Genomic DNA, 956 nt, shown 5'->3' with positions numbered 1-956 from the left:
TTTGCAGCTTCTATTCGATCTTCATTTCTTAAATTCAATGTCTGTTTAATAGAACGAAAAGAAAAAATTGCGGATAATAAAGCACCAACCGAAGAAAGTGCAGAAAATAATACAGAAAACGCTGAAAATAATACAGGATGCTGTTCTATCCAATTTAAAACTGCTTGCATATTTTACACACCGTTCTTTCTTTCATTTTCGGAAAAAAACAACCTAATAAAACACATTGTGTATGGAGAGGCGCAGTGAATAACACGATTCTTTGTTTTGATCTAGGTACCAAAACGGGGTGGGCGATACGTGGTGCAAGTGGTGACATGTTCAGTGGTACCGTGAATTTTCAATCGCGCCGTTTTGAAGGCGGTGGAATGCGTTACTTGCGTTTTAAACAATGGCTATCAGAAATAAAGCAGACAGCAGGTCAAATTGACGTGGTGTATTTTGAAGAGGTGAGGCGTCATAAAGGTACAGATGCAGCGCATGTTTACGGTGGTTTGTTAGCAACGTTAACGGCGTGGTGTGAACAGCATCAGATACCGTATGAGGGGATACCAGTAAGTACGATTAAGAAAGCGACGACAGGCAAGGGGAATGCGTCGAAAGAAGAGATGATTAAGGCGGTGCGTGCAAAAGGGCACAATCCGAAAGATGACAACGAAGCAGATGCTTTAGCAATTTTATATTTAGTTAAAGAAAGGGAATTGGGGTATGTCCAGTAAATTACCATGGACGAGGCTTTTTGCAGACAAGTGGGCAATAGTTGTTGATTATTTGCCTGCTGTAGAGGGCAATATCTATATGCGATTACGGTTACGTATGTTGCATACTGGTGAACCTCTTTTTTATAATATTAAAGTTTTATCTCATTACACTGGTTATTCAGTGAAGAAGTTTGAAGCGGCACTGAATGTTTTGCTTGAAGAAGGATATCTCATTCGTTTAGCAGATGGTCGCTT

Annotated in this window: 1 protein-coding gene and 1 pseudogene; both read left to right on the top strand. The window is 40.0% G+C overall.

The window, feature by feature from the left end; genetic code table 11:
* The first annotated feature begins 245 nt into the window (after nt 1–245).
* A complete protein-coding gene (locus ACFILZ_RS09930) occupies nt 246–719 on the top strand; it encodes a crossover junction endodeoxyribonuclease RuvC (RefSeq protein WP_375630580.1) in 474 nt (157 codons plus the stop codon).
* Nucleotides 709–956 (top strand): annotated as a pseudogene (locus ACFILZ_RS09925) (hypothetical protein); the annotation flags it as partial. The gene ACFILZ_RS09930 and the pseudogene ACFILZ_RS09925, both read left to right, overlap by 11 nt.

The sequence above is a fragment of the Bartonella sp. AP40SXNS genome, assembly GCF_042195825.1.
Lineage (GTDB): Bacteria > Pseudomonadota > Alphaproteobacteria > Rhizobiales > Rhizobiaceae > Bartonella.
The sequence above is the reverse complement of the archived record's forward strand: the minus strand, read 5'-3'. Positions and strand labels throughout refer to the sequence as shown.